At 70.7% G+C, this 13634-nt stretch carries 17 protein-coding genes and 1 tRNA gene; 9 read left to right on the plus strand and 9 right to left on the minus strand.

Translation table 11 applies throughout. From position 1 onward, the window contains the following. Positions 1-28 precede the first annotated feature (28 nt). The 3 genes from V6U79_RS07650 to V6U79_RS07660 all read left to right on the plus strand — a co-directional run bounded on the left by V6U79_RS07650 (position 29) and on the right by V6U79_RS07660 (position 3421). Positions 29-748 carry a PP2C family protein-serine/threonine phosphatase gene (locus tag V6U79_RS07650; RefSeq protein ID WP_334528977.1) on the plus strand — a complete coding sequence of 240 codons (720 nt, stop codon included), beginning with the start codon at positions 29-31 and terminating at the stop codon, positions 746-748. Between the two features lie 50 nt (positions 749-798). After that, complete coding sequence (locus tag V6U79_RS07655; protein ID WP_334614043.1) at positions 799-1983, plus strand: GNAT family N-acetyltransferase; 1185 nt, start codon at positions 799-801, stop codon at positions 1981-1983. Between the two features lie 211 nt (positions 1984-2194). Beyond that, a complete protein-coding gene (locus V6U79_RS07660) occupies positions 2195-3421 on the plus strand; it encodes a hypothetical protein (RefSeq protein ID WP_334614166.1) in 1227 nt (408 codons plus the stop codon). Between the two features lie 119 nt (positions 3422-3540). On the opposite strand, the gene V6U79_RS07665 is transcribed toward V6U79_RS07660, so the two are convergent. The 3 genes from V6U79_RS07665 to V6U79_RS07675 are packed head-to-tail and all read right to left on the minus strand — an operon-like array spanning position 3541 to position 5487. Continuing rightward, positions 3541-4623, minus strand: coding sequence for an NAD-dependent epimerase/dehydratase family protein (locus V6U79_RS07665; RefSeq protein ID WP_334528981.1), 1083 nt, complete (start codon positions 4621-4623; stop codon positions 3541-3543). 43 nt (positions 4624-4666) lie between these two features. Continuing rightward, positions 4667-4960, minus strand: coding sequence for a hypothetical protein (locus V6U79_RS07670; RefSeq protein WP_334528983.1), 294 nt, complete (start codon positions 4958-4960; stop codon positions 4667-4669). A gap of 47 nt (positions 4961-5007) precedes the next feature. Beyond that, complete coding sequence (locus V6U79_RS07675; RefSeq protein ID WP_334614045.1) at positions 5008-5487, minus strand: anthrone oxygenase family protein; 480 nt, start codon at positions 5485-5487, stop codon at positions 5008-5010. A 143-nt stretch (positions 5488-5630) separates the two neighbouring features. On the opposite strand from V6U79_RS07675, the gene V6U79_RS07680 reads away from it, so the two are divergent. Both V6U79_RS07680 and V6U79_RS07685 read left to right on the plus strand, forming a co-directional pair. Then, a tRNA-Lys gene (locus tag V6U79_RS07680) sits at positions 5631-5702 on the plus strand. Positions 5703-6150: 448 nt separating this feature from the next. Continuing rightward, entirely contained in the window at positions 6151-7299 is a 1149-nt protein-coding gene (locus V6U79_RS07685) for a hypothetical protein (RefSeq protein WP_334614046.1), read from the plus strand. An 802-nt stretch (positions 7300-8101) separates the two neighbouring features. Here V6U79_RS07685 and V6U79_RS07690 read toward each other — a convergent pair. Next, positions 8102-8269, minus strand: a complete 168-nt coding sequence (locus tag V6U79_RS07690; RefSeq protein ID WP_442933753.1) for a hypothetical protein — start codon at positions 8267-8269, stop codon at positions 8102-8104. Here V6U79_RS07690 and V6U79_RS29770 point away from each other — a divergent pair. Further along, on the plus strand, positions 8232-8405 hold the full coding sequence (locus tag V6U79_RS29770) for a hypothetical protein (RefSeq protein WP_442933754.1): 174 nt from the start codon (positions 8232-8234) through the stop codon (positions 8403-8405). The genes V6U79_RS07690 and V6U79_RS29770 overlap by 38 nt on opposite strands. A gap of 166 nt (positions 8406-8571) precedes the next feature. Here the strand turns inward: V6U79_RS29770 and V6U79_RS07695 are convergent, their stop codons facing one another. Both V6U79_RS07695 and V6U79_RS07700 read right to left on the minus strand, forming a co-directional pair. Continuing rightward, positions 8572-9159, minus strand: coding sequence for a hypothetical protein (locus tag V6U79_RS07695; protein ID WP_334529021.1), 588 nt, complete (start codon positions 9157-9159; stop codon positions 8572-8574). Position 9160: 1 nt separating this feature from the next. Further along, positions 9161-9526: a PadR family transcriptional regulator gene (locus V6U79_RS07700; protein WP_334614048.1), complete on the minus strand. Its 366-nt coding sequence runs from the start codon at positions 9524-9526 to the stop codon at positions 9161-9163. A 63-nt stretch (positions 9527-9589) separates the two neighbouring features. Here V6U79_RS07700 and V6U79_RS07705 point away from each other — a divergent pair, with 63 nt between their 5' ends. Continuing rightward, complete coding sequence (locus V6U79_RS07705) at positions 9590-9757, plus strand: hypothetical protein (RefSeq protein WP_334614049.1); 168 nt, start codon at positions 9590-9592, stop codon at positions 9755-9757. Positions 9758-9809: 52 nt separating this feature from the next. Then, positions 9810-10901: an IS630 family transposase gene (locus V6U79_RS07710; protein WP_334614051.1), complete on the plus strand. Its 1092-nt coding sequence runs from the start codon at positions 9810-9812 to the stop codon at positions 10899-10901. 237 nt (positions 10902-11138) lie between these two features. On the opposite strand, the gene V6U79_RS07715 is transcribed toward V6U79_RS07710, so the two are convergent. From V6U79_RS07715 to V6U79_RS07725, 3 genes are all read right to left on the minus strand, one after another. Further along, the gene (locus tag V6U79_RS07715) at positions 11139-11912 is read right to left on the minus strand and encodes a hypothetical protein (protein ID WP_334614052.1); all 774 of its coding nucleotides are present in this window, start codon (positions 11910-11912) and stop codon (positions 11139-11141) included. Beyond that, positions 11897-12463: an RNA polymerase sigma factor gene (locus V6U79_RS07720; protein WP_334529033.1), complete on the minus strand. Its 567-nt coding sequence runs from the start codon at positions 12461-12463 to the stop codon at positions 11897-11899. Before V6U79_RS07720 ends, V6U79_RS07715 begins: the two co-directional genes overlap by 16 nt. A gap of 262 nt (positions 12464-12725) precedes the next feature. Continuing rightward, complete coding sequence (locus V6U79_RS07725) at positions 12726-13094, minus strand: hypothetical protein (RefSeq protein WP_334614053.1); 369 nt, start codon at positions 13092-13094, stop codon at positions 12726-12728. A 90-nt stretch (positions 13095-13184) separates the two neighbouring features. Here V6U79_RS07725 and V6U79_RS07730 point away from each other — a divergent pair, with 90 nt between their 5' ends. Continuing rightward, the gene (locus V6U79_RS07730; RefSeq protein ID WP_334614054.1) at positions 13185-13631 is read left to right on the plus strand and encodes a hypothetical protein; all 447 of its coding nucleotides are present in this window, start codon (positions 13185-13187) and stop codon (positions 13629-13631) included. Positions 13632-13634: the final 3 nt, after the last annotated feature.

The following is a 13634-nucleotide window of genomic DNA, read 5'->3' on the forward strand; positions in this document are numbered from 1 at the left end:
GGCAGGGTGTTCTTGGCAAGCTTGACCCATGACGCTGATCCTCCGCTCGGCCATCCTCAACGACGTCGGCCTGGTCCGCACCAACAACGAGGACTCCGCCCTCGCCGGTGACCGCCTGCTGGCGGTGGCGGACGGCATGGGGGGACTGCCCGCGGGCGAGGTGGCGAGCGAGATCGTCATCCGGATCCTGGACGAGCTGGTGCCGCCGACCGTTCCGGCCGAGGCCGGCGACGCGCTGCGCGCCGTCGTCGCCACGGCCAACCAACGCATCCGCGCCGCCATCTCCGCCGATCCCGCGCGCGACGGCATGGGTACGACCCTGACCGCCGGCCTACTCGCCGGGGACGCCCTGGTCCTCGCCCAGGTCGGCGACTCCCGCTGCTACCTGCTGCGCGACGGTGAGCTGACCCAGCTCACCCGGGACGACACCTTCGTACAGACGCTCGTCGACCAGGGTGCGCTCTCCCCCGACCAGGCCCGCCACCACCCGCAGCGGTCGCTGGTGACGCGCGCCGTGCAGGGCTCCGACACACCGCCGGCGATCGGGGTGCTGACCGTCTTCGCCGGTGACCGGCTGCTGCTGTGCAGCGACGGGCTCTCCGACTACGTCTCCGACGAGGCGATCCACGCCGCCCTGACCATGTACGGCGACCGGCAGCAGTGCGGTGAGCAGCTGGTCAAGCTGGCCCACCAGGCCGGCGCACCGGACAACGTCACCGTGGTGGTCTCCGACGTGGCCGCGGCCTGAGTCGGACCGATCGGGTTGCGGGTGGTGGCCCCCCGGGTTGGGATGGACGGATGATCCTCCGCCGGTTGGCCCCCGACGAACGCCTGACGACGAGCTTCCCGCTCCAGGCGTACGCCTTCGAGGCGTCCCCGCTGAGCAACGCGCGGGTCGAGGCGTTCCGGGAGTACCTGCCGTACAACAAGGGCAACCGGACCCTCGTCGTCGAGGAGTGCGGGGAGACCCGGGCGGCGGCCAGCGCCATCCCGATGCGGCAGAACCTGCGCGGGGAGGTGCTGCCGATGGCCGGGGTCGCCGGGGTCGCCACCCACCCGCTGGCCCGTCGGCGGGGCCACGTCCGGGAGCTGCTGCACCGGCTCCTCGACGAGATGCGCGACGAGGGGCACCCGCTGACCGCGCTCTACCCGTTCCGGGCCGGCTTCTACGAGCGGTTCGGCTACGTCGGGCTGCCCAAGGCGCGTACGGTCCGGTTCTCCCCGGCCGACCTGGCGCCGCTGCTGCGGGCGGAGCTGCCCGGCGAGGTGACCTGGGAGCGGATCGGCGCCGGCTACGCCGGATACCGGGCGTTCACCGAGCGCTGCCTGCGGGAGCGGCACGGCTTCGCGGTCTTCCCCGAGTTCCGCGCGGTGGGGCTGCGGGACCGCGACGACCGCTGGCTGATCAGCGCGAAGATCGACGGTACGACCGTCGGCGCGCTCACCTACCGGATCGACGACCACGGCGGCGAGCTGGTCGGCGACGACCTGCTCGCCACCGACCCGTACGCCCGGGCGCTGCTGTTGCAGTTCCTCGCCCGGCACGTCGACCAGGTCGAGCGGGTCAGCCTCCTGGTGCCCGCAGACGAGCTGCCCGAGCTGTGGCTGACCGACCTGGCGGTGCACGTCCAGGCGCGGGTGGCGCGGCCCGGTTCGGCCGCACCGATGGCCCGGCTGCTGTCGTTGGACGCCCTGGCCGGGCTGCCCTGCGGCCCGGGGCGGGTCCGGGTGGAGCTGGTGGGCGACCGCTGGCTCGCCGGCACCCACCTGATGGACGGCACCACCGGCCAGTTGGAGCTGACCTCCGGCGGGCCGGCCCCGACGGCGACGCTCACCGCCGCCGGGCTCTCCGCGCTGGCTTACGGGGTGCTCGACCCGGCCGAGGTGGACGTACGCGGGCTGGGCGAGGTGGGCCCGGCGGCGGGTGCCGAGCTGCGCCGTCTCTTCCCGCGGGAGCTGCCGTACCTCTTCGCCGACTTCTGACCCCACCCCTGCCCGGACGGGTGACCCTCCCCGGCCGCCCCCGGCCCACCGGCCGCTGCCCGCCGTTCTGCGGCGTGTCGCGGTATCAGCCGAGCGGGACACCCCGACCCGCCGCAAACCGAGTCGATCAACGGACAACTTAGGTGCGGGTTAAGAGTCGGCAGTCGGTGCACGCTTCCGGGCACCCGCCCCATAGCATCGGCGGGTGCGTATGAAGTCCGTTCTCGCCCTGCTCGTCCTCGGTGTCACCGCAGCGACCCTCCCGGCCTGCGGCGACTCAGGTGCCTCCGATGCCCTTGACGACCGCCAGCCGGTGAGCGTCTCCGCGACGGGCGCCGACGCCGCCGCGACGGGCGCCACCCCGGTCCCCGCCCGCTCAGCCAGCCCGTCGGCCAGCCCGTCGTCCCGCAGCGGCCTGGGCGGGCCGGGCAAGCCGAAGCCGTCCCGACCCACTGGCACGACGCTCAAGGCCGGCAACCCGGGGGGCGGCGCGTCCGTGCCGGCCGAGGCGCGGGCGGTGGACACCTCCCGTCCGACCAGGACGATCGGCAGCGGCACCCCGGCGAGCTGCACCTCCGAGGCGGTGGTGAAGGCGGTGGCGGCCGGCGGGATCATCACCTTCGACTGCGGTCCCGACCCGGTGACCATCACGATGAAGGCCACCGCGAAGGTCCGCAACGCCAACGGGCCGAGGATCGTCCTGGACGGCGGCGGCAAGGTCACCCTCTCCGGCGGCGGGGCCCGACGGATCCTCTACATGAACACGTGTGACAGCGCGCAGGGCTTCACCACCCCGCACTGCCAGAACCAGGACCACCCGCAGCTCACCGTGCAGAACCTGACCTTCACCCGGGGCAACTCCACGGGCGAGGGGACCGAGGGCGGCGGCGGTGGGGCGATCTTCGTACGCGGCGGCCGGTTCAAGGTGGTCAACTCGCGCTTCGTCGACAACCGCTGCGACCGGACGGGCCCGGACCTGGGTGGCGCGGCGCTGCGGGTGCTCAGCCAGTACGACAACAAGCCGGTGTACGTGGTCAACAGCACCTTCACCGGCGGGGTCTGCTCCAACGGTTCCGCGCTGAGCAGCATCGGCGTCTCCTGGGTGGTGCTGAACAGCGTGCTCAGCGGCAACAAGGCGGTCGGCAACGGCGCGAACCCGGCGAAGGCCGGCACCCCGGGCGGCGGCAGCGGCGGCGCGATCTACTGCGACGGCAACGAGTTCACCGTGCGGATCGCCGGCACGATCATCGAGAACAACCACGCCAACGAGGGCGGCGGCGCGATCTTCTTCGTCAGCAACAACCGCACCGGCACGATGCGGATCGAGTCCTCGACGCTGCGCCGCAACCCGAGCGACGGCTTCGAGACGCAGGGCTTCCCCGGCATCTTCTTCCTCGGCGCCCGCCCCCCGACAGTCACCGGCTCCACCCTCCGCTGACCCGCCCACCGCGCCCGACCCCGACCACCGCGTCGATCATGAAGTTGTTGCCAGCCGCCCCGACGTGTCCTGCCAACAACTTCATGATCAGCGGAGGGTCGCGGGCGGAAGGGCGTACCTCAGTAGGGGTTGCCGTGGCCGGGGGTGCGGGCCTTCAGCAGGCCGCCGGGGCGGCCGGGGAGGTCGTTGGCGTCCGACATGGGCGGGCCGGTGGTGCCGGCGCCGTGGGCCATGCCGGCGAAGAGGTCCCGCAGGGCGGTGACGGCGTCGACCTTCGGGTGCCAGCCCAGTTCGGTCTCGGCGCGTTCGCTGGACATCAGCGGCGCGTTCAGGGCCAGCTCCACCCAGCCGACGTCGACCGGCTGGAGGCGGAACCGCCAGGTCAGCAGCGCGGCGGCGCGCAGCACCGGGGCGGCCACCGGCACCGTCCAGCCCTTGAACTCGCGGGCCACCAGCTCCGGGGTGAGCACCGGGTCCGCGGCGATGTTGAAGGCGCCGCGCGCGTCACCCAGGACCGACCTCGCGTACGCGTCGGCGATGTCGTCGGCGTGCACCGCCTGCATCCGCAGCCGGCGGTTGGCGGGTACGAGCGGGATGCGCCCGTAGCGCAGCAGCCGGACGGGGGCGAACGGCCCCAGGAAGTACCGGGTGATCTCGGTGCCGGCGTCCCGCTGGAAGGTGAGCCCCGGCCGCAGCCGCACCACGCGCAGCGCGGGATGCTCGGACTCGACCTCGTCGAGCATCGCCTCGACCTCGGCCTTGTCCCGGCTGTACGACGACCCGGGCACCCCCGTCGCCGGCCAGCGCTCGCTGATCGGGTGGTCCTTCGGGCCGGGCGCGTAGGTGCCGACCGACGAGGCGTACACCAGGGCCGGAACGCCGGCCCGGACGACGGCGTCGATCACCGCGCGGCTGCCGCCGACGTTGGTCCGGTACAGGGTGCGCTGGTCGTGGCTGGGCTGGATCTGCCAGGCCAGGTGCACGACGGCCGCCGCGCCCGCGAAGACCTCGGCGAGCTTGCCCACCGCGGCCGGCGCCCCGATGTCGCAGGAGTGCCACTCCACCTGGTCGTACGGCTCACCGGCGTCCGGGCCGGGCAGTCGCCGCGCCACGCCGGCCAGCTCCAGCCCCGACTCCGGGCGCAGCCGGCGCAGCAGCGCCGTCCCCACGTTGCCGCTGGCCCCCACGATGACGATCCGCATGCGGGCTGCGGTACCCGCTGGACCGCACTCCAACCCCCGACGGTCAGGGGCGGGGTGACTGGCGCACCCAGCTCCTCTCCCGCCCGCGGCGGCCCTGCGTGGCGGCCAGGCAGCGCGGACAGATGGAGCCGACCGGGTCGGCCTCGGTGAGCACGTCCGTCGAGGTGTAGTCGAACGGCACGTGCGGGAAGCGTCGCAGCCGGGTGCGGCTCAGCTGGAGCCCGCACACCGTGGAGTTCTGGCCGGGCCGCCAGGCGTGCACCTCGCCGCCGGGCTGCCGTACGCCGTCCGACCCGATCTCCTCGCCGGACGCCGCGACGGCCGGGGTACCGCTCATCCTCATGCCGTCCCTGGTTCCCCCCGAACGACCTCCCATGCCCGGAATCAGGTTCGCCGGGACAGCAGCGCGGCGACCAGGCAGGCGAAGGCGGCGACGTTCGTGACCGTGCGGAGCAGGTTCCACCGCACCCACGTCGACTCGAAGCTCTCCCGCACCGCCCGCAGGTCGGCGATCCGATCCACCGGCCCGGCCGCGTCCAGCCGCTCGTTCAGCGGCACACTGAAACGCATGGTGATCACCAGCGTGGCCCCGTAGCAGCCCAGCGCCGCGACCGTCCAGGCGAGCACCGGACCGCCCACGGTCAGGTGCAGCGCGGCCGCCACCCCGATCAGCAACGCCGCGCCGAGGAACGCCACGAGGAACCAGCCGTTGAGGATCCGCCGGTTGATCGACTGCATGGTCCCCACGAACGTCCGGTCGTCGACCGCGGCCAGGCCCGGCATGACCGAGCAGGCGTACGCGAAGAAAAGCCCCGCCATCAGCCCGGTGAGTCCGGTGGCGGCGGCCAGCAAGAAGGTCCTCATACCCCCAGCGTGGCGTGACGTGCCTTCGTTGACCATGGCCGAGAGGCTCGGGCGCATGCGTGGACGTCCTGGTCGCGCGGGCATCGACGGGCGGCCGGAAGCCGGAAGGAATCGCCTGGCGAGGTCCGGTAGCCTGAGGGCGCGGGCCGCTAGCTCAATGGCAGAGCTGTGGACTTTTAATCCATAGGTTCAGGGTTCGAGTCCCTGGCGGCCCACTCTTCCGCAGGCCAAGGGCCCCTCGTGGATCTCTTGGGCCGTGATCTTGGCTCGTACAGCAGTAGGCCGTTCACCGGTCAAGCGCGCTGCCGAGCCGCTTGAGCGCGTCGCGGGTGGCCACCGACGACACCACCGTGTAGATCTCCATGGTGATGGCGAACTGAGCGTGCCGGGAGATCTGCATCGCCGCCCAGCGGATTCGGAACCGGCACAGCCGCCGGTGCGATCGTGACCCAGCGGGTGCCGCTACCGCTCGTCGGCAACTTCCAGTGTCTCTGAGCCGCCTCTGCAGGGCAGGGGTCACCCAACTTCGGCGGATAGCTCAGGAGCCGATCTATGGCTCTGGACGCGACCGCCGAGGCTTGTGATCGGGGGCCGCCGGGCGTACCGGGACGGCCGAACTGGCAGGCTGGCAGGCGGCAGAAGCATCGGCGGCAGGATGGAGACGTGCGCGTGGCGGGCTGGAGCGCGATGGCAGGTATGCACGACTTCGTCGTGCCGGACGAGGCAGCCGCACAGGCGTCCGCTGAGGAGCTCGCGGCATACGGATTCCCGCGCGTCCTCGCCCGCCCGCATCGGGACGGCGGCTGGCTGGTGATGGCGCTCGACGAGGGCCCCTATCCGGTCGACACCGTGGGCCACCGGCAAATCGAGGCGGTGAGCGGCGAAGCGGCGGCGATCGCGCGAGCGCACCGCGGACGGCCCCGTGGTGGCAGCCGGTTCGACGTCAGCCGGATCGCCGAGCATCGCACCTGGACCGCCCCGATCGAGGTGATCGGCACCAAGGCGCGTCCACCGGTCCCGGAGGTCACCATCGTCCCGGCGCCGCCCCTGGAGCCCTTGGCGCTCACGCCGGACTCCTCCGCGCCTGGGACGGTGAAGCTGACGGGGCTCGACGACGTGCCGTGGGCCGATCTGGAGCACGCGCACGGCTCCGCCGACGACGTGCCCGACCTCCTACGCGAGCTGGCGGGCGGGACGCAGGAATGGGACGAGGTCCTCGACGAGCTGTTCGGCGACAACCTGCTGCACCAGGGCGACTGCTACGAGGCCACGGCCCCGATGCTGCCGTTCCTGACTGAGCTGATCGTCGCGGACGTGGTGCCGGCGCCGCAGCGCCGCGATCTCTACCTGTGGCTGATGGTCGCCGGTGGCCGCCGCAACGACAACCTGATCGGGTTCGCCGAGCTCGCCCGGGACGAGGGGGAGCCGCTCCAGCCGGGCGCCTGGACGGAGGAGGTCTTCCGGACCGTCGGCGACCAGATTCCAGTGCTGCTGGACCGGTGGGACGCCGAGCCGCAGGGGATTCGGTTCGTGCTCGCCGTCCTCGCCGCGCAACATCCTGATCACGGGGTGCGGGCCGCCGACCGGATCGCCGCCCTGGCCGCCGAACTCGACGGGACGCAGCAGGGCGCGTACGTGCGGCTCGCCCTGGAACTCGTGCACGGCCGCAACGAGCAGGCGCTTGCACTCGCGACGGAGATCGTCGGCTGGGCCGACCATCTGGAGCCGGAGTGGCTGAAGGCTCCCGGTGTGCCCGACGGGATCAAGGCGGCGCACGTGCTCGCCGAAGGCGCGCTCCACACCATCGAGTAGCCGCATCACGCGGCCACCGGCACGACGATCATGGTCAGCTCCTGACCGTTGCAGCGGCGCTCGCGATCGATCATCATGGCGGGATGACCGATCTAAGGAGCCATGCCGCGTAGGCGGCCCAACAGCCTTCGTCGCGAGCATGTCGGAGCACGGGCGTCGAAGATGACTTCCAGGATTCCTGGACTCTCCAGCGGCACCGTCACAGAGATCTCGCGCTTGGAGCGAAGCCGGCTCTGCCCAGGAGACGTGCAAGCTGCCTGGGAGCGATGGGGACGCTTCGTTCGAGGGCCCACAAGAACATTGGATCGTGTCGCACTTGTTGGAGATGCGGGAGAGTTCTACGACGGATGCGACTGCTGCGGCCCGACCGACTTCGGACGCAGGAGTCTGGAGAACGTCATGCTGATGCTGTCGGCTCCCGCCGCCCGCGACCTTCGAGCGCAGGTGAGCAAGCTCGATCAGCGCTTGGCTTGGCGAGCCCGTCGAGCAGGCGCGGCTCATCTTCTTGAGGTGTGGTGGCACGAGTAGATGCCATGACCCCAGTGCCGTACGACGGGGAAGTACAGCAAACCCTGCGACCTCACAGCGAAGTACAGCAACCGTGCCAGCCGAACCGGACCGAGACGCGCGACAACAGACCGGATGACCTCGCATCCCACCCGATCCGGCCGGCTCGCCGGCAATCCATAGGTCCAGGGTTCGAGTCCCTGGCGGCCAACCAGCTGACGCACCGCCTCCGAACTGCGAGACGCCGGAAAGAGATCATCGGGCGTAACCAGGGACAAACTAGCTGGGACCTTGGCTAGTGCCCCGTCATGGAGCCTTGAACGGGTAATCGGGGTGGCGGATCTTGGAGCCTGCGGCGAATCCGGATTTCGGTCTGGCGCCAAAGACGAGGCACTAGATGGACGCGGTCGCGGGCGGTGAGCTTGGTGAGCAGCCGGGTGACGTATGACCTGGCCGTGGCCACGCTGATCGACAGCTGTGCCGCGATCTCGGTGTTGGACAGGCCGCTTCCGATGAGTAGCGTCAGAAGTAGCTTCAGCCCCAAAGCAACAGCAACGCTGGTCAACCGGCTGCCACCACGAGTGGCCATCACCGTGTGATGCATCGGCTCTGACCAGCGTTGTCGTTGGTTTTGGGCCGCTTACTACCGGGAGGCCAGTGGGCGAGCCAGGGTCGGGCGCGCGGCCAGTGGGCGGGCCGCCAACACCGAAGTGAGACAGAGCCGATAACTTGACAGTCCCGCCGCGTCAACAACGCGACTGGGCACTACACACCGGGTGCCGGTGCGGCGGCGTCTCCTGCCCGCCAGCGGCGCCAGGTCGGCAGGAGTCGCCACAGCCGTCCGCCGAGGACGAACGCGGCCAGCCAGAGCAGGTAGAACAGCGAGGTGAATGCGCCTCCAGCGGTGCGTTGCGTGCCGTCGACGGCGGTGACGGTGACGGGGGCGGTCAGGTAGGGGATGCCCGACCACTGGAAGGTGCCGGTGGCGTCCGGGGCGGCGGCGAGCAGGCCAGCGACGAAGGCGTGCGTGCCGCCTTGCATGAAGGCGCTGGCGGCTACTTGGACCAGCAGCAGGCCGACCACTGCGCCCGAGTATGAGGGCTGGGGGCCGGTTTCGCCGTACTCGGCGGTGCGGTACTCGGCCGCCAGCCGGCGCAGGTCGCCGAGGCCTCGGATCGCCTCGGCCGCGCCCACCTCGGCCGCGGCGGCGTAGAGGTTGGCCCGGGTCTCGCGCCGCCTGGCCCGCTTGGCACGGTTGGGCAGGTTGTCGAGGTGGGCGTTGAGGGTCCAGACCGCGCGTTCGATCCGCAGCCGGTCGGCCAGGCGCAGTTCGGTGTGGGTGGGCCGGTCCATGTCAGTTCTCCTCTGCGGGTGGCGCGGGTTGGGGTGGAACCGGGCGGGCGAGCACCGGGCTTACGATCTCGGTCAGCGACAGCCAGTTCCCCGTGCTCTCGGTGAGGGCGGCGTAGCCGTCGTCTGTGGGCCGGTAGTACTTGCGGGCGGGGCCGGAGCGGGAGGCGACGAGGCGGGTGCTGACCCGGCCTTCGCGTTCCAGTCGGGCGAGTGCCGGATAGACAGTGCCGTCGGCGATCCCGGTAAGCCCGATCTGGCGCAGGCGTTGCACCAACTCGTAGCCGTAGGACTCCCGCTCGGCGAGCAGCCACAGCAGCAGCGGTGACAGCACGCCCTTGAGCAGTTGCGGGTCGTGGATCTGATTCACGCATGGAGATTACGACAGGTACCTTGTTTAGTCTAGTACCTGTGTAAGCCATGTTCTGGTGGAGTGCACGCCGCCGTGCCACCCGCGCCATCACCCATCGCCGAGTACCGCGAATGGCCCGACCGCCTCGACTGGGACGAAGGCCCCGACGTCCTGCGCTACCCCGACCTCTACGACCCCATCAGCGACGCCCAGGACGACGAAGTTGATCCTGTAATCCGTCGGTTCTGAGGACGTGTCGGGCAAGCTGCCTCTCATCGTTCACGGTGGGAGGTGGTGCCCGGTGGGCAGACGCCCGGAGGTGTTCGTCCGGCAGGTGTCGATGGCCGAGGGTCAGCGGTTGCAGCGCATCGGTCGGACCGCGAAGGATCCGGTGAAGCTGCGGCGGGCGATCGTGGTGCTGATATCCGCCCAGGGGCAGCCGGCCCCGGACATCGCTCATTCGCTCAAGACCAGCGAGGACTACGTCCGTGACGTGATCCACGCGTTCAACGAGCGGGGGTTCGACGCCTTGGACCCAAAACGGAGCGGGGGCGCACCGAGACGGATCGATGAGCAGACCCGCGCCTGGATCTGCGTCATCGCCCGGTGCGACCCCCGCTTCCTCGGCAAACCCTTCTCCTGCTGGTCCCTGTCGAAGCTGCGTGACTACCTGATCGAGGCGGGCTACGTCACCACGGTCAGCGTCGAGACCGCCCGGCGGATCCTGCACGAGCGGGGTGTGTCGTGGCAGGCCACCAAGACGTGGAAGGCCAGCATCGACCCCGACTTCACGCCAAAGATGCGCCGGATCTTGGACCTCTACGACCAGCCACCCGCGGACGGCCGGGTGCTCTGCGTCGACGAGTTCGGGCCGCTGAACCTGCAACCCCGCCCCGGCCGCTCCTGGCGACCCCACGGCCAACCGGTACGGCTGCGGGCCACCTACACCCGCGACCAGGGCGTTCGGCACATGATCGCCGGCCTCGACCTGGCCACCGGGAAGCTGCACTACCGCATCCGCGACCGCAAACGCTGGCGCGAGTTCCTGGCCTTCCTCAAGACCCTGCGCCACCGCTGGCCCGACCAGCGCCTCTACCTGATCCTGGACAACTTCTCCCCGCACAAGCACCCCGAGGTCCGCGCCTGGTGCGCGACCAACCGCGTCGAGCTGGTGTTCCTACCGACCTACGCGTCGTGGCTGAACTGGATCGAGGCCGAGTTCGCTGCCGTGCGCTACTTCGCCCTCAACGGCACCGACCACCGCAGCCACCCCGAGCAGGACGCCGCCATCGGCGACTACATCCGCTGGCTCAACCAACGCGCCAGACCGAAATCCGGATTCGCCGCAGGCTCCAAGATCCGCCACCCCGATTACCCGTTCAAGGCTGCATGACGGGGCACTAGCCGGGGTGCTTGTCGGCGGCCTGCCGTAGAAGCTGGCCGACGACGCCGCGCGGGCGGTCTTCGGCAGCCAACGGACGTAGGTCGCCAGCGCCCGAACCTGCTTCAAGGTCCGTTCGACGTGGCACACCGGGCTGCGGCGCCCGCGCCCCAGGAGGGCGGGTCGAAGACAGGCAGTGGTGAAGGTCCGGCTGCGGCGGCCGGGGAGGGCCGCCGCAGCCGGGTCAGGTCAGGCCAGCTCGGAAGGACGGTAGCTGGTCGTTCCCTTGGCGGTGTGCACGGTCACCGTCAGGCGGTCGACCTCGCCACCCTCAGAACCCGGCCACCAGGCCGCCCACCAACCGGACTTCACACTGGCCTGGAAGACCTTGCCGTTGTCCAGGGCCACGTCCACCCGGGTGACCTCCGGGCCCACCAGACCCACGATGTTCGACAACTGCTCGTCGCCGTCACCCATGGAACTCATCGTCTGCAGGTCCACCTTGCCCGCCGGCACCACCGGCAGCGGACCGTCGGCCAGCCCCATCGAGGCCAACTGGTCGCCGTCGCCCGCGCTCAGGCACTCCACGATCACGCCGCTGCTCTTCTTCATGATCAGCAGCGTCGCCAGCCCCCGCTGCTCGGCCAGGAGCACATCCTCCGCCTTGACCGCCGACGAACTGCCCCCCACGTCGCTGCCCGCGCACTCCCGAGCCTGCGGCAGCACCTGAGCACCGGTCAACGAACCAGGCGTCGGCGTCCACGCCGCCATCGCCTTCTCCGCCGCCCCCGGCAGCAACGCCGGCACAGCCACCACCGCAGCCGCCCCCGCCGCCACCGCGGCCAGACCCATCACCAACCGACGCTTCACCGGCCGACGAGCCGACGTCGCCGCAGCCTGACCGGCCATCAACCGCTCGATGGACGCCTTCGAACGGGTCCATTCCATCTGGGTTGGTGTGCGGCCGCGCGCCGGGTCGAGCACGGCCAGCTGCTGGAGGTCGTCGTTCATGCTCGGCTCCATGACTGCTGCTCCTTGAACTCGTGAGGGCGGAAGGACGAAGAGGGGACAGTTGCGGCCGGTTCCAGAACGGCCCGCAGCCGCTGCCGGGCCCTGCCGAGCCGCATGGCGAAGGTCGACCGGCGACAGCCGAGCACGGTGGCCGCCTGCTCGGCGGTCAATCCGTCGAACGCGACCAGGGCGAGAACCTCGCGGTCCGCGGGGCGTAGAGACCGCCAGGCGCGTTCCAGGTCGATTCGCGCCGCGGCACCCGCGGTGTCGTCGGACACCTCGCCCGCCTCCAGCGACACCAGCCGGACGTCCAGGGCCTGGCGCCTCAGCCATCCCCGCGTCTGGTTGGCCATGGTCTTGCGGGCCACCGCGAACAGCCACGGTCGAGCATCGTCCGGCAACTCGTCGAAGCGCCGCCAGGCCGTCAGGAAGACCGTCGAGACGATGTCCTCAGCCTCGGTGACCGGGACCCTCCGCTCGACGAAGCGCAGCAGGTCGGCATATGTCTCGACGTGCAGAGAACGGAAGCGCTCCTCCCGGGCGCTCGCGTCAGCGCGGCTCATCTCGGCTCTTCTTGATTGTCCATGCCCCTTACCTGTCCGGCTCGTCGGCAACTGTCACACGCCAATTCAGCGGCTGCCAAAATCGGGACAAAAGCTCAGGGACAAAGCGACGGGACGTACGAAACCACCGGCGGACGCTGGCGCAGGACGGCGAGGCCCAGGACGCCGTACGAGATCAAGCTCCACCCGCGGCCAGTTCTGGTCCGTCACGTTGAGCGGGACGCCGTCCTCGTCGACGGGCACCGGCAACGACCGGAGAAGCTCACGACAGACGGTCCCCGACGACGCCCGTCACGACGAGCAGGACCGCGGCGACCAGCAGAGCAAGAGCCATGATCCGGCCGCGTCGCTTCGACTCGGCATTGCTGGCCGCCCGATGGACACCCAGGCCCGTGACCGCCGCCACACCAAGGGGTACGGCTACCGACATGACCGCGAGAAACGACCACGGGTCGAAGATCCCGCGCTCGTCACCGACGATGACCAGCTGGTAGACCACATGGCCGAGGGCGACGACACAGAAGAAGAACAGCACCATCGACACCAGCGCGACGCTCTTGCGGAAGTCGCGCCACTGATCCAGCTTCTCCGGCGCCGCCGTCGCCCGATCCGTCTGTCCCGCGTCACTCACGCCCGCACCCTGGCACAGCGCCACCACCGACCGCGGCCCCGCCCTCACCACCAGGTCATGCGCTATCGCTCTCAGCATTAGCCTGGCCCGGTGTCGGATGGCGACGAGTACGACGAGTTGGTGCTCGGCTCGCTGGAGTGTTACGAGCGAGCGGCGCGCCGGGTGGCGGAGGACTTCGCCCGGCGAGGTGCCGTCGTTCACCCGCTGGGTGTGGACCTGGACGCCCTCGACGCCCTACACGTGCGCGTCGGCAGGCGGGGGCAGACGGGTGAGGACATCCTGGGCAGCCTGCCTGTGACCGGCGACCTGGAGCGGGCCGTCGTCGAGCTGGCCGACCTGCTGCAGGAGAAGGAGTTCGACCAGGGCGACACCACCTGGCCCGGGTGTCTGTCCGGCCACACCCATCCTCCTACCGCGGCGCTCGTCGACGGGGTCGCCTGCTGGCAGTGCCCGCGCAGCCACGCGATCCTCTTCTCGATCGGACAGCCGACGGCGGCGCCAAGAGCTGCACCAGCCCTTCGGCGACCCAACCTCTGAGAG

The organism is Micromonospora psammae, from assembly GCF_036902725.1.
Lineage (GTDB): Bacteria > Actinomycetota > Actinomycetes > Mycobacteriales > Micromonosporaceae > Micromonospora.

Bases quoted from the DNA above. Each gene is read 5' to 3' on its own strand.
- V6U79_RS07650 (WP_334528977.1), top strand. From the start codon at position 29: ATGACGCTGATCCTCCGCTCGGCCATCCTCAACGACGTCGGCCTGGTC.
- V6U79_RS07655 (WP_334614043.1), top strand. From the start codon at position 799: ATGATCCTCCGCCGGTTGGCCCCCGACGAACGCCTGACGACGAGCTTC.
- V6U79_RS07660 (WP_334614166.1), top strand. From the start codon at position 2,195: ATGAAGTCCGTTCTCGCCCTGCTCGTCCTCGGTGTCACCGCAGCGACC.
- V6U79_RS07665 (WP_334528981.1), bottom strand. From the start codon at position 4,623: ATGCGGATCGTCATCGTGGGGGCCAGCGGCAACGTGGGGACGGCGCTG.
- V6U79_RS07670 (WP_334528983.1), bottom strand. From the start codon at position 4,960: ATGAGCGGTACCCCGGCCGTCGCGGCGTCCGGCGAGGAGATCGGGTCG.
- V6U79_RS07675 (WP_334614045.1), bottom strand. From the start codon at position 5,487: ATGAGGACCTTCTTGCTGGCCGCCGCCACCGGACTCACCGGGCTGATG.
- V6U79_RS07695 (WP_334529021.1), bottom strand. From the start codon at position 9,159: ATGGACCGGCCCACCCACACCGAACTGCGCCTGGCCGACCGGCTGCGG.
- V6U79_RS07715 (WP_334614052.1), bottom strand. From the start codon at position 11,912: ATGGAGCCGAGCATGAACGACGACCTCCAGCAGCTGGCCGTGCTCGAC.
- V6U79_RS07720 (WP_334529033.1), bottom strand. From the start codon at position 12,463: ATGAGCCGCGCTGACGCGAGCGCCCGGGAGGAGCGCTTCCGTTCTCTG.